Source organism: Lactobacillus sp. UMNPBX6, from assembly GCF_002553975.1.
Taxonomy (GTDB): Bacteria; Bacillota; Bacilli; order Lactobacillales; family Lactobacillaceae; genus Lactobacillus; species Lactobacillus gallinarum.
In genome coordinates, this window is sequence record NZ_PCZD01000048.1 from 1 (window position 1) to 13,331 (window position 13,331).

Consider the following 13,331-nt stretch of genomic DNA (forward strand, 5'->3'; position numbering starts at 1 on the left):
ATTAAAAAATCAATTTACGAGAAAGATCTATTTACACAAAAGATTTGACAGTTTCGAAGGAATAGGCGAATTTTATGAAAAAGGCAAAGATTATTAATTTGTTTCTTGCTTTCATTACAATAATTTCGACTCTTTTTTTGTTTAATCAACCAGTTGCTGCCGCGGATAAAAAGGTAGCAAGCGACTCTGTAATGAAAAAGATTAAGCAGTCGAAAGAATTAGTAGTGGGCACCTCTGCGGATTACCCGCCACTTGAATTTACTACTAGTGTAAATGGCAATACCAAGTATGTAGGGGTAGATATTGAACTAGCTAAGGATATTGCCAAGGATCTGCACGCTAAGCTTGTAATTAAAAATATGAGCTTTGATTCTCTATTAGTAGCGCTTGAAACAGGCAAGGTTGACATGGTTATTTCTGCTATGACGCCAAATCCTGAAAGAAAAAAGAGTGTAGACTTCTCACAGATTTATTACAAGCCAAGTGGTGAGTATTTTTTAATTAATAAGCGCGATCAAGCTAAGTATAAGAAGATTAAAGACTTTGCTGGTCAAACTGTTGGTGCTCAAACTGGGAGTATTCAATATCAATTGATTCAGTCTCAAATGAAGAAGTCTAAAGCCAAGGGTTTAGGCAAGATCAATAACTTAGTTTTGGCTTTGAAGTCTGGCAAAATGTCAGGCGTGGTAATGGAAGAATTAACTGCTAAAGCATATGCTAAAAATGACAATAGCTTGACGGCTGTTAGAAGCGATTTACGTGAAGAACAAGCTGGGAACGCGGTAGCTATTGCTAAGGGACAATCCGGCTTAGTGAAGGCAGTTAATAAGACAATTAAGCGCGTTGAAAAAGATGATTTGATCAACAAAAAGTATTTGCCTGAAGCTGCAAAATACATGAAGACGGCACAAAAGACTAATACAATGGCAAAATATGCTCCATACTTTGTTAAGGGGATCGAATACACCATTATTATCACTGTCTTCTCCGTTTTAATTGGTATCGTATTGGGGATGCTTTTAGCCCTAATGCGTTTATCACAAAACAAGCTTTTGCACTGGATTGCGGTTTGCTACATTGAATTTATTCGTGGTACGCCGCAGATGGTTCAGATTCTGTTCGTTTACTTTGGTGTTGGTGCTCTTATTTCAAACTTATCTGCCTTAGTTGCTGGTATTATTGCGATTGGACTTAACTCAGGAGCCTATGTTGCTGAAGATATTAGATCAGGTATTGCTTCAGTTGCTAAGGGTCAAACTGAGGCAGCTAGATCTCTTGGTTTAAGTCAAGCCAAGGCATACCGTTATGTAATTATCCCGCAAGCATTGAAGAATATTTGGCCAGCTTTAGGTAATGAATTTATCACTTTACTTAAGGACAGTTCATTAGTTTCCGTAATTGGGGTAACAGAATTAATGTACCAAACTGAACTTATTCAAACCTCAACTTACCGTGGTGTGTTGCCATTATTCATTGCGATGATTATTTACTTCATCATGACCTTTACTTTGACTAGACTGCTTAACTATTTCGAAAGACGGATGAAACACAATGACTAAAATGATTGATATTCAACATTTAAAAAAGACCTTTGGTGAAAATGAAGTATTAAAAGATATTTCAGCAACCGTAAATAAAGGGCAGGTAATTTGTATTATCGGCCCATCTGGTTCTGGTAAAAGTACTTTTTTACGCTGTTTAAATGTATTGGAACATCCTACAGCTGGGAAGATTGTTTTTGATGGTACGGATTTAGCTAGTTTAAAAGATGGCAAAGAATTAGATCAATTACGAGAAAAAATGGGCATGGTTTTCCAAAACTTCAATCTTTTCCCTAATATGAATGTAATTGAAAATGTAAAGCTTGCGCCAATGAAAGTTAAAGGTATCAGTGAAAAAGAAGCTGAACAAAAAGGCTTAAAGCTTTTAGAAAAAGTAGGATTGGCTGACCGTGCGCAGCAATTTCCTGCTAGTTTATCTGGTGGCCAACAGCAACGTGTAGCGATCGCTAGAGCTTTAGCGATGGATCCTGAAGTGATGCTATTTGATGAACCTACTAGTGCACTTGATCCTGAAATGGTTGGGGAAGTTTTAAAGACAATGCAAGATTTAGCTAATTCAGGGATGACAATGGTAATTGTCACCCATGAAATGGGCTTTGCTCGTGAAGTGGCTGATGAAATCTGGTTTATGGCGGATGGTTACTTGCAAGAAAAAGGAACTCCTGAAGAGGTCTTCGGTCATCCTACTAGTGATCGTGCTAAAGATTTCTTATCCAAAGTTTTATAAACTAAAAAATCCAAGCAAACGCTTGGATTTTTTTATTTCATTCTGTGATGATGAGATTTTTGAATGCGTACTGTCTTATAAAAAAATTTGATGCCATCCGTCTATAGCTAAAGTATTAAGTAAATTGTTGGATTGATTTGGCAGAATTGCAGCCCTAGGCATAATAACAGCACGCAGAATTTTATTTTGCTTTAGTAAAGGTGACTGCACTTCCGTTTTATTACTTAAAGAAGTGGTGGATTGGTGAGCTACAGGAGCCGTGGCGTAATTAGTAGTATCGTTAGTACCATCTTGCTTGAATAGCTTGAAGGTATATTTATAAACGCCCTTAATATCAACCTCATATTCATGTCCAGCTATAATTTGTGTACTTGCTGGTGAATAGGTGATGATTGTTTTAAAGTTGCCATAGCCGCTAGAACTATAATTTTTAACGTGAGTAGCGATAGTTGTGATACCAGTATCTAAATCTTTAATAGATATTTCTGGTTTGGAGTTCACAGTCTTGTCAGATAAATAAATTGACCAAACAGTTTTATTCCCTTTAGCCAGTTCTACTGGAAATAATCGCATGCTAGGGTAGGCAACTACAGGCTGACTAGCAGCTCGAAACATATCGTTAGTGTTGAGCACCTTTTGGACCGAATAACGATAGCCGTTTTTGCCGTATGCTGCTCCGATTCCAGTAATGGTTAACCGGGTTGAAAGAAGCCAAGCACGGTGGCCTGTATCTGATCCAGTTAAGTTATAGTGGTCAGTCACTAAATCTGTGATAACGTCACCGGCAGATTGATGTGAAACGTTGAAATTCAGATTTGATGTTTCAGAAGTATCTTTAGCTAATTTCCACATTCCCTTTGAAATATAGCTAGGTCTTTTCTCACTAGGGAGACCATGTTGATTAACAAAAGGATTAGCATTGATAGCAGCCATTACTGCCGCAGTTTTTTGAGCATTATTGTTAAAAGTAGTGGTTGCAGTTACATTTGGTAAGCCAAATAGGGAACGATAATAATTAATGTAATCGACTTGTGTTTGAATATATTTTGGATTTAAAGCTCCTGCATTAAATTTCTTCTTTAAATGTGGCTTTTTAGCGTAAATATTTTTAATATTATAGCGAGTTTTATTGAGATTGCCGTATTCTTTTTGAAAATTGTGCACTTCATTAATCTCTTGAGTAGTAAAAGTTGCACCTTTTGCAGTCTGTCCAATAAATGGCACACATAAAATCACTGCAATTGTAGTGATCGAGATTTTCCGTAGAAGCATATTTTTAACTCCCTTCTAGGATCTTGTAGTCTATTTAACTAATTATAAACTATTGTGAAAAGGCTTTAGTGAAAAATATTCTATAATTTTAAGTTTTTCTGGTATTCTTTGCGTATAATAAAGGTTTGGTAACATTTAAAAGAGGTATAAAACAATGACTAAAAAAACACAAGTTGGATTAATTTTTGGTGGTAACTCATCAGAATATGAAGTATCAATTGTTTCAGGTCGTAACATTTATAAAGCAATCGATACAGAAAAATTTGATGTACACCCAATTTGGATTACTAATGAAGGCTACTTTGCAAACGAAGAAGAAAGTTTCAAAGTTTTGGAAGATCCTTCATATCAAGTAAAGAACCCACACAAGGTTCATAATATTTCTAATTTAATTGAATTAGAAAACTTACCAGAAATCGATGTCTTTTTCCCTATTGTTCACGGTAACTTAGGCGAAGACGGTGTTTTACAAGGTTTATTCCGTTTGATGAATAAGCCATTTGTTGGTGATGATGTCTTAGCTGCTGCTGTAACTATGGACAAGGAATTTACCAAAATTTTAGCTCAAAGGGTTGGCGTTCCTGTTGCTGACTGGATCGCAATTAAACGCTTTGAATACGATGACAAAAATAATGATAAACTTGATTATGAAAAGGTTGCTGAAAAACTTGGTCGTGACATGTTTGTTAAGCCATCTAACCAAGGTTCATCAGTTGGTGTTAGCCATGTAACTAACGCTGATGAATATGCAGCAGCATTAAAAGAAGCATTTAAATACGATGATAAGGTATTAGTTGAAGAAACTGTTCCTGGTACTGAAGTAGAAACTGCCGTTCTCGGTAACGACAAGCCAATTGTAGCAGGTGTAGGACAAATCACCAATGCAAAAGGCTCATTCTACAGCTATAAGAACAAATACGATGACAATTCAACTTCTAAGTTACAAATCCCTGCAGATTTGCCACAAGAAATTATTGACACTGTAAGAAGAAATGCTCGTAAGGTTTATGAAGTTACTGAATGTAGTGGTATGGCTAGAATTGACTCTATGCTTACTCCAGGTGGTAAAGTAGTATTGACTGAAGTTAATGCCCTTCCAGGTTTTACTAATATCAGTATGTATCCTAAGTTGTTTGAAGAAGCAGGAGTTCCTTACACTGAATTAATTACGCGTTTAATTGAAGTAGGAATGGAACGCTTTGACCATAAGAAGACTTTGCTTCACAAGCACGATTAATACCGAATTTTATAGAGGTAGATTTTAATGACGACTAATAAGCATGATTTTGAAGAACTCGCTGCACCTAAGGCAGCTGCAAAAGAATTAGGAATAAGTGTAGCCACACTGAGAAAATATTCTTTAATTGTGGAAAAAGTAACGGGCAATTCAAACTATTTTGCTCGGACCAAGCAGAAAGCACGTCTATATCATCAAAAGGATATTGACGATCTGAAGGCTTTCCATCACTTGTCCAAGAATAGTGGCTTGACTTTGCAAGAGGCGGCTCGTCAAATTTATGCTGTTAGTGAAAAAGGTGAAGAGCCTAAAGTCAAAGAACCTGTTCGCTATACTTCTAACGATGTGATGGACACACAGCAGGTAGTTAAGCTTTTGAATACTTTGCAAAAGACTATTTCAAATCAAAATGAGGCGATTAGTTCTTTGCAAAAGCAATTAAATGTCATTCAAAAACAAAATGAAGATTTAATTGAAGCGCAAAAGCAACTTGCTGCACCAAAAGATAATAGCGATAAAATTGCCGCTTTACCTGATATTTCTGGTGTTGTTGATGATGACGATGAAAAACCAAAAAATGCTGCAGAAAAACGCGAAGAAGTAAAGGAAGACATGCAGAAGAGTCAAGAAGAAATGCATGACGAAATTATTTCTAAGGCAAAGGAAAATGCTAAAAAACGTGCAACTGCAAATGTTCATCGTACCTTAGAAGATATGCAACTTCCAGAAACTAAGGAACATTGGTGGCAAAAAATCTTTAAGTTTTAAAAAAGAATTAAACAAAAAAGTAAAGAATTTAAAGGTAGCCTAACATCGGGCTGCCTTTTGTTTTACAGTAATAACTATGAAAAAGAAATAGGGAGTTGTTACTTTGAATTTTAAATGGAAAAAGCGTTATACAGCTGCAGTGATTGCTGCAATTGTTGGCGCTATTCTGACAGTATTAACTTATTTTGCAACTGATATTTATCAAAAGGATGAGGTTGCGGTTATTACAGATAGTCAGATTAAAGATACTTTGATTGAAAAAAATGAGGATGTTTATAAGAATCAGGATCAAACTAGACAACAGATTCTACATTTAAAAGTATTATCTGGTAAGCATAAAGGAGAAAAATATGCCACTAAAAATGTATATTATCCTTCTCAATTAACGACACAGCAGTATCGTGCTGGTCAGCGTATTTTTGTCAATATTAAAAAGGGAGACCCTGCCATTGTTAATCCAAAGCGAGATTGGGTATTAGTGATGGTAGTTACAATTACAGTGGCATTAATGATCGCTGTATCAGGGATGCACTCAATTGCATTAGTAATTTCTATGGCAATTAGCTGGGCACTGTTCTATTTAGTCATTATTTGGGATGTTCATCTAAATGGGACACACATTATCTTGCTATTTGGTTTAGCTGATATTGTTTTGTCATTCTTTAGTTTATTGATTGTTCAAGGATTTAATAAAAAAATGCTAGCAACTTGGCTAGCAACTATTTTAGGAATTTTTGTTTCTTTTGCTCTATGCTATGTAATTATGCATGTGACTGGGGAATCAGAAATGAAATATGAAACGGGAGATTATGCAACGCAAGATCCTCGTGGGTTGTTCTTAGCTCAGACTTTGATCGGAATTTTAGGTGCCGTCATGGATGAGGCAACCGACATTATTTCTAGTTTGTATGAATTGATCCAAACTAAAAAAGATATCACTATTCGGCAATTAGTACACAGTGGTCGAACCATGGGACAGGAAATCATGGGGCCATTGATCAATGTCTTGGTTTTGATCTTCATCGCTGGCGCTTTGCCTGAGACGATTTTGTACTTAAGGGATAACAATACCTTAGCTTCTACTTTTGGCTTTACGCTGTCACTAGGAGCCACACAGAGTGTTATTTCTGCGATCGGGATCGTGCTGACGGTTATCTTTGCGACGGGATGCAGTTTATTCTTCTTGAAGGATCGAGATTGGAAGAGTTTGTTTAAAAAAGAAGGTGAGAATAAATGAGTACGTTAATGGCATTAATTGTTGTTTTAGCTATTTTGATGACAATTGTTGGCGGAGAAACGGGAATCCGGAGTTTCTTTAGTGTTTTAATCAATACCATATTGCTGATTTTGGTAGCAATGCTGATTTCTTGGGGAATTAATATTGCAATTTTAACTTTGATTTTTATTCCGTTAAAACTTGTTACGATCATTTTCTTAGGTACGCATGATTATACAGTTGCCAAAAACTCATTTTATTCTGCTTTTATTGTGTGTTTGGTTATTAGTCTATTTATTTGGGGATGCCAATATTTTGCTCAAGCTGCGGGTCTTGGCCCAGAAGCAGGGGAATTATTAGTTGGTTTATCACAAATGCCAGGATTAGATTATCCAATGATTGCTGTTACAGTTGCAGTTTTCTCAACTTTGGGTGCAATTGCGGAAGCAGCAGTAGCGATGAGTTCAGGTTTACTTGAAATTAAAAAGCATAATCCAAATATCAGCGAAGAAGAATTAATGAGTAGCGGTACAGCCATTGGTACTGACGTGCTAGGTACTGCAATGAACACAATTTTATTTGGGATGTTCGGTAGCTTTTTAGCTCTGTTTTTATGGTATTTCCGTTTGCACTATACGATTGGTGAAGTCCTTAATGAAAAACTTTTTGTTAATGAAGCCTTAATTATCATGTATTCTTTAATAGGGGTTATTTTAACAGTGCCTCTGTCATCATTTATGTTGTCTAGAGGGATGAGTAAGAAGGAACTAAAAAATGAAAGTAGAAAATCTAATCATAACTAATTTTAATAAGCGTGAATTTAAGATCCATACTTATGTGCTGGATCAAAATCCAGAATTAGTGGAACAAAAGCGCCCTTTAGCAATTGTGGTTCCAGGTGGGAGTTTTAATCATTTATCTAAAAGAGAAGGCGAACCAGTAGCACTCGCTTTTAATAATCAAGGCTTTAATAGCGTGGTTATGGAATATAACTTAGTACAAGATCCAGGTAAAATTTATCCAGATGCTGGTCTTGATGTACTTACTACGGTTAAATATTTTAGAGAGCACGCAGATGAGTATCATTTGGATCCCAAACGTATTTTAACGATTGGATTTTCTGCGGGTGGTCATGTGGTCAGTTCAGCTAATAACATGGCTTTAAGCAGTGATTATCAAAGTAAATATGGTTTTAACAAAGATGATGTATTGCCTAATAAGACGATTCTAGGTTATCCATTGATCGATATTAAGAAAATTGGTTTTACAATCCCAGATGATCAAAAAGATAAGATGCCAGTAGAACCGGAATTATTAGATAGTGCATTAGGTGTTACACGTGAAACACCAGATACATTTATTTTCCAAGCTTGGGATGATCCAGTTGTTTTGATTGGCAATTCCATTGAATACATTGGTGCTTTGAATGAGAATAATGTCAAAACTGAAGCACACTTATTCAATCATGGCTATCATGGCTTTTCTTTAGCACGTCATAACGTCCAAACTAAGGGCCGTGAATGGCAGGAAAATCCACATGCGGCTCATTGGTTTAACTTAGCGATGGAGTGGCTGAGAAGCGAATGGGGCGAGTAGAAAAGCATTAAGTCATCGGCTTTGTGGTAAAATTGGTACTTAACAAATGAAATTAAAGCTGGTGAAACTATGCATGATATTTATCACGTTATTTTGAAGAATCGTAAAATCGATCGCTTGATCATGCCATTTGAAGCGCTGTATTGCGTATGGCTGATCATTACTTTGATCTTGAATTTTAAGTTATTTGCTTATTCAATTGATGCGCAATTTGTGTTAATTACGTTGTTTTACTTTAGTGGTTGGATATCATCATTGGTTAAAAAGCATAAAATGAAGCAATAAAAAAAGAGTTCTCATATTGAGAGCTCTTTTTGCTTAATCATTATTCTTTTTTTCTTTAAAGAAGATAACCTCTTCAGCTGCAACAATCGGACCAGATGATTTGTAAACTCTGATTCTCATTGCCTTAGCTTCGACGTCTCTTAAACCAACAACCTTATTCTTGCTGTCAGATTTCCAAGTAAGTCGTTCGCCATATGGTTTAAAGTTAGTACCATCAACAGAAGTTTCTACGCTGACTTCAATAGGATCACCTTGATGATCAATCTTCCTTGGAACCCAAACCATTCTGCTTAAGTGTTCCAATTGATTAAACTTGAAGGTTAATTCAAGCGGTTGATCTTCACTGACGCCATTAACAGTTTCCCATTCACTAGCGAGTTTAAGATCAGTCAAATACTTCAAAGGATGATCTTTTTGACTAGTCATGTTACTAGTAGTTTGAATATCTCTGATGGCAAAATTCATTGGATCTGGTTTAGTGATTGCACCAAATGGATCTGACCATTCAGAAACTTTGTTTTTAGCAACATAACGCAAACGCATACTGTAACGAGTATTAGGAGCCAATCCATGGAAGGTAAATGAGCTACCATCGATACCATCATGCAAAATGCCATTAACTTCAATTTGAACTTGATCAGTCAATTGTGGCCAAACTACTGTTAGTGAATGTGAGCTGATCTTTTCTGGATCAACTGCTGGCTGCTTAGGTGAACGCAATAATGAATCAGTGATTGCGTGTACTAAAGTCTCATTACCATACTTGAAGTTACGAATAATAATTTCAATCTTGGAATCAGTAATGTCGCGCTTAGCTAACTTGATTTGCAAAGCGGTTTGCTTCTTTTCTTGATATTGATCAAATTCAGGCAACCAGCTGTAATTTGTATTAAAAAAGAATCCTTCCTTAGCATGAGCGAATGTATCGACTGTGCCATATTCTTGCATGTCGATGACTTGATCATTAATTTTAACGGTTAAGCCATCAGGATAACCATCGCACATGATGTTCAAATTAGTGGTATTTTCTGTTTGGAAGGTATTGAAGTCACCTTGAGTTGGATCAATCGTAATCTTGAGTTTGCTTGCTTCAAGTTCACTAGTAATTTGTGTAGCAACATGGTTTCTTGAATAATCGTTGTAACCATTATCGTCATAGGTAACCATCTTGCTGCGACCTTGTGGGTAAAGAACGTAGTTGCGTTCGCCCAAATCAAAGATAGAGCCGCCACGAACAAAGACTGGTAAATGCCAAGATGGATATGAAAGTTTATTATAAACTCGACCACCTAAATACTTCTTGCCGTCAAACAGGTCAATCCACATCGTACGGTGGTTTGGTAAATAAAGATTATCTTTTCTAGAATTACCATTACCGTCTTCTCGGCCATTAACAATTGGTGAAATGAGCAAGTTAGGCCCAAGCATAAATTCATGGCTAACTTGTGGGGTGTAATTGACTTGTTCATGTGGGAATTCCAAGAATAAAGGCCGCATGATTGGTTCACCAACTTGAGCACGATAGATCAATGTGTACATGTAAGTTTGCAATTGTTCACGCAATTGTAAGTAAGCACGATTGATTTGCGTCATCTTATTGTTATATGCAAATGGCGTTTTACTGAATTTGCCTTGGTCATCAAGACTGAAGAGTAGTGGTGTAAAAGTCTTCCATTCAAAATCACGAATACTAATTTGAGCATTACCACCGCCAGCGGTTCCATCTACGGCACTACCAATTAAAGGTTGGCCAGATAGACTAGCACATAGGAAGCCAGCAACTTGAGTTGGAATATTTTCCCAGTTGCCTCCAATATCACCAAAGGCGAGCATCGTTCTATTTTGACTACCGGCAATTCCTGTATTTGAAAAAATGAGAGGTCTTTTACGCTTAAGATTATCACGTAAAATTAAAGCATCATTTTTCAAAATTTTTGGATCGCTGGTGTTAGTTTGAATAAACGTAGTATCTGGAGTTGCCTTCGGCGTTTGATTTTCACTCCAAAGGCCAGCATTAACATCTCTACTTGCAGCATAATCACTGAAGCTAGTCATTGCTTCCGCATTGATATCTTGTACTTGATAGTTAGGAACAATCCAGCTTAGTTTGAAATGCTCTTTTTGGTAACGATCAACCATTGCACGAGCGGAGAATTGATATTCTTCTTCTCCATTCAATGAGGCCTTACCGTTAGCGTCTTCAGGATTGGAAGTTCTAGTGTAATAGTTGCCATCTTCGAACATGGTAGCATTACGTTCTTTAGCTTCCCCCGGCTGCCACATTGTAGTCAAAAAGTTTCCTACGTGACCCAGACCCAAAGCATATTTAGGTGGCATTAATGGTTTACCCGTCAAAAGGTAATACTTAGCCAAAATATCTTTAGGTGAGTTGCCTAATAAATAAAATGTATCAAATAACTTACTATTGTGAGTTAAGATTGCGGCATCATGATTGGTTTTACCAAAATCATAGCTACCAGTAGTTTCAGTATTTCTTAATTCACCAAAACCGGAGTTAGCCCAGAAAAATGGTACTTGGGTTAAAACTCCGCCTTTACCCGTAATGTGGTCGCGTTCGATTTGAATGACTTGACCTTTATGACTAAAGTAGCCGTTCTGCATCCCACCACCAAAGTAAAATTCATTTTTGTGTTGCTTTAGAATTTCTGTTGTTTGGTTGCTGCTTAGTTCAAGTGGACTAAGTTGAGATAAACGACTACGGTGTAAAGTCTCGTCAAAAATAGTCATCACCGCAGGTTTTTGTTGAAAAATCAATTGGTAATTGCCAGTTTGAATGATTAAAGAATCACTTGTGGCCTTGGCTTTAGATTTTTCAAAGTAACTATTATTAAATTGAGACAGGTCAACGAAAGAAGAATGATTTTCGTCGAATTCCTTAGCTGGATCAAGGAAATAGCGGAATATTCCGTCAGCTAAAATATAAAGACGAGCAACTTCTCCAGTGGAATAATGAAGTTCATAATAATGATCACGTTTATTTGCACCGATGAGTTGACCTAATTGATGTCTTTCTATTTGATTTTGTGTCATATTGCTTTCTTCCTAATAAAACTTGTTACCATATATTATAGCGAAAAAATCTTAACTTTTTGTGCAATTATGCTAAAAGGCCAATAGTCAATCAAAATTTAATTTCTAATTTTAATGTAAGCGCTTTTACTTTTGAGAAAAATGTGCTATATTATGAGTGTAAAGAAATTAAGAAATAAAATAAAAAAAGAAAAGGTGAGTCCAATGACATAGTTAGTGTAGTTAGTCAGATATAAAGAAAGACTTGTGATACCAATGGGCATTGAAGGCTAAACAACAACTTAGTAATAAAATGATATAGCCAAGTGATATATGATTTACATAAGTGACTCGGACTTCCATATGAAGTGGGTATAGAATAATAATTTTTTGGAAAATCGCTTGGAATATATTTATTTAGGAAAGATAATTTATACATGACGAATAATATTAAAAAATGACCTATCGCAGTTTTTAAGCGATAGGTCATTTAGTTTGCTAATATACAGCACCATCGTAGAAGTTGTAACGAGGCTTGTTAAAGTCGAAGTCTTTCAATTCGCTAATCTTAATAGCGTTGTCGCAGACGCCCCAGCTCATTAAGTTGATTGGCTTGCCGTAATCTTCGTCAGGAATAACTAATAAAATGTATTTACCTTGAGATAAAGCGTAGCCAAGTTCCATACCTAAGCCAACGTCTTCTTCTTCTGGCAAATATACGCCAAGCATGATATCAGAAGTCTTAATTCCTACTAGGTCGTTGTTGTAGGTTGCAGAAGCCCATTCAATATCGTGTAAGTATTCTGGGTGTTCATCAACGCGAATACCCTTGTATTGATTATCAAGAGGTATGTAGCTATTTTCTAAATCAACTGTTGGATTTTCTTTTAAAGCTGCCATAGCTTCTTGGTAAGCCTTGTTTTGCTTTTCGTTGAACCAACCGGCACCAAAATATAAAGTCTTTTTCTTTTCCATAATTTTCACCCTCATAAAAATTGCTGATGAATTAACTTTAACATCTTTTCAATTGAAAAAAACGTCTTGTTAACTTACGCTAAAAATAGTAATTCCATAATAGAGGGTAAAATTCAATGACCAATACTGAAAATCTTTTTGCTTCAGATGCAGTTTTTGTGTCTGATCAATTAAAGCAGGACTTAGTTTTAAAAGAAGTTTATGATAAATTGCTTGAGCGAGGCTATGTGAAAGGTAACTTCTTATCACATATTGTTGAACGTGAACACAATTTTCCTACCGGTTTAGATACTAAAACGTTAGGTCAAAATATTCCTAATATTGCAGTGCCGCACACGGAAGGTGAGTTTGTAAATACGCGTTTGATTGTGCCAGTAGCACTTAAACAACCGGTTCTTTTTCATAATATGATTAAGTCTGAAGAAACATTAGAAGTAAAATTCTTGTTTATGCTTTTGGACAATGATCCTGATGGACAGGCTAAGTTGTTAGCTAGCGTAATGGATTTCTTGGCTGATACTCCGGCTAATGAATTGCGGGAAGTATTTAATTTTACCGATCCGCAAGCGATTTATGCATTTTTAAAGCAAAAATTTATGAAAAAAGAAGTGTCTGGGAAAAAACTAAATCCTAGGCCATAAAAAGAACGATCAAAATTCTCAA

12 protein-coding genes are annotated in these 13,331 nt (G+C 36.1%); 9 read left to right on the forward strand and 3 right to left on the reverse strand.

The features are described from left to right. Positions 1–74 precede the first annotated feature (74 nt). Positions 75–1,559, forward strand: a complete 1,485-nt coding sequence (locus CP357_RS07780) for an ABC transporter substrate-binding protein/permease (protein ID WP_098036998.1) — start codon at positions 75–77, stop codon at positions 1,557–1,559. Continuing rightward, positions 1,552–2,289 (forward strand): amino acid ABC transporter ATP-binding protein, encoded by a 738-nt coding sequence (locus CP357_RS07785; RefSeq protein WP_098036999.1) that lies wholly within the window; start codon positions 1,552–1,554, stop codon positions 2,287–2,289. Before CP357_RS07780 ends, CP357_RS07785 begins: the two co-directional genes overlap by 8 nt. A 75-nt stretch (positions 2,290–2,364) precedes the next feature. On the opposite strand, the gene CP357_RS07790 is transcribed toward CP357_RS07785, so the two are convergent. After that, positions 2,365–3,561, reverse strand: coding sequence for a CAP domain-containing protein (locus CP357_RS07790; protein WP_143468452.1), 1,197 nt, complete (start codon positions 3,559–3,561; stop codon positions 2,365–2,367). A 154-nt stretch (positions 3,562–3,715) separates the two neighbouring features. Between CP357_RS07790 and CP357_RS07795 the strand changes: the two genes are divergently transcribed. From CP357_RS07795 to CP357_RS07820, 6 genes are all read left to right on the forward strand, one after another. Beyond that, a complete protein-coding gene (locus CP357_RS07795; protein ID WP_098037000.1) occupies positions 3,716–4,798 on the forward strand; it encodes a D-alanine--D-alanine ligase family protein in 1,083 nt (360 codons plus the stop codon). 27 nt (positions 4,799–4,825) lie between these two features. Then, positions 4,826–5,566: a MerR family transcriptional regulator gene (locus CP357_RS07800; protein WP_098037001.1), complete on the forward strand. Its 741-nt coding sequence runs from the start codon at positions 4,826–4,828 to the stop codon at positions 5,564–5,566. A 103-nt stretch (positions 5,567–5,669) separates the two neighbouring features. Next, on the forward strand, positions 5,670–6,803 hold the full coding sequence (locus CP357_RS07805) for a YibE/F family protein (protein WP_098037002.1): 1,134 nt from the start codon (positions 5,670–5,672) through the stop codon (positions 6,801–6,803). After that, the gene (locus tag CP357_RS07810) at positions 6,800–7,585 is read left to right on the forward strand and encodes a YibE/F family protein (protein WP_087236029.1); all 786 of its coding nucleotides are present in this window, start codon (positions 6,800–6,802) and stop codon (positions 7,583–7,585) included. The genes CP357_RS07805 and CP357_RS07810 overlap by 4 nt, the downstream gene beginning before the upstream one ends. Continuing rightward, positions 7,557–8,378 carry an alpha/beta hydrolase gene (locus CP357_RS07815; RefSeq protein ID WP_098037003.1) on the forward strand — a complete coding sequence of 274 codons (822 nt, stop codon included), beginning with the start codon at positions 7,557–7,559 and terminating at the stop codon, positions 8,376–8,378. Before CP357_RS07810 ends, CP357_RS07815 begins: the two co-directional genes overlap by 29 nt. A gap of 69 nt (positions 8,379–8,447) precedes the next feature. Then, positions 8,448–8,663 (forward strand): hypothetical protein, encoded by a 216-nt coding sequence (locus CP357_RS07820; RefSeq protein WP_014918111.1) that lies wholly within the window; start codon positions 8,448–8,450, stop codon positions 8,661–8,663. Positions 8,664–8,696: 33 nt separating this feature from the next. Here the strand turns inward: CP357_RS07820 and CP357_RS07825 are convergent, their stop codons facing one another. Both CP357_RS07825 and CP357_RS07830 read right to left on the reverse strand, forming a co-directional pair. Next, positions 8,697–11,714 carry a TIM-barrel domain-containing protein gene (locus CP357_RS07825; protein WP_098037004.1) on the reverse strand — a complete coding sequence of 1,006 codons (3,018 nt, stop codon included), beginning with the start codon at positions 11,712–11,714 and terminating at the stop codon, positions 8,697–8,699. Positions 11,715–12,191: 477 nt separating this feature from the next. Further along, positions 12,192–12,668 (reverse strand): nucleoside 2-deoxyribosyltransferase, encoded by a 477-nt coding sequence (locus CP357_RS07830; protein ID WP_025005587.1) that lies wholly within the window; start codon positions 12,666–12,668, stop codon positions 12,192–12,194. Positions 12,669–12,784: 116 nt separating this feature from the next. On the opposite strand from CP357_RS07830, the gene CP357_RS07835 reads away from it, so the two are divergent. Then, entirely contained in the window at positions 12,785–13,309 is a 525-nt protein-coding gene (locus CP357_RS07835; protein ID WP_098037005.1) for a PTS sugar transporter subunit IIA, read from the forward strand. Positions 13,310–13,331: the final 22 nt, after the last annotated feature.